Origin of the sequence: Kitasatospora phosalacinea (assembly GCF_030268885.1) — a bacterium.
GTDB lineage: Bacteria > Actinomycetota > Actinomycetes > Streptomycetales > Streptomycetaceae > Kitasatospora > Kitasatospora phosalacinea_C.
This window is the reverse complement of sequence record NZ_BSSA01000115.1, coordinates 1-441: the sequence shown is the minus strand read 5'-3', so window position 1 is coordinate 441 and position 441 is coordinate 1. Positions and strand designations below refer to the sequence as shown.

Below are 441 nucleotides of genomic sequence, written 5' to 3'. Positions count from 1 at the left end.
CCGGCAGGCCGGGCCAGTCCACCACTCCGTCGCAGGCCAGCCACCACGCCCTGGCGGCGGCGTACGAGCGCTGCCAGGTGATCGGCCACGAGGGCGCCCACCACGGATCGATCGCCTCCAACGCCCGGCGCCGCTCCGCGGGCAACGCCCCCGGCTGCCCCTCGGGCACCTCGGCCTGCGCCCGCAGCTCGACCAGCCAGGTGCCGATCGCGTACCCGCCGATGGAGGCCCGCGACGGTGCGGCCAGCGACCCGTGGTGCTCCGCGGCCCACTGCCGCGCCCACGCCAGCCCGGCCTCGAACCGGGCGTCCGACACGGACCAGATCATGCCCAGAGAATCCAGCAGCACGACACGGTAGGCAGGCATGTCGCCCGAAGCACGCTCGTGACGCCGGTCCGACAGCCACTTCCCGAGCGGGAAATTCCCGTTTGCGCCCACCA

General features: G+C 74.1%; 1 protein-coding gene. It reads right to left on the bottom strand.

Features of this window, described 5'->3' with window-relative positions; all coding sequences use genetic code 11:
- Nucleotides 1-328, bottom strand: a 328-nt coding sequence (locus QSK52_RS39185; protein ID WP_285741052.1) for a helicase associated domain-containing protein, incomplete at its 3' end; no start/stop codon positions are given.
- Between the last annotated feature and the right edge of the window lie 113 nt (nucleotides 329-441).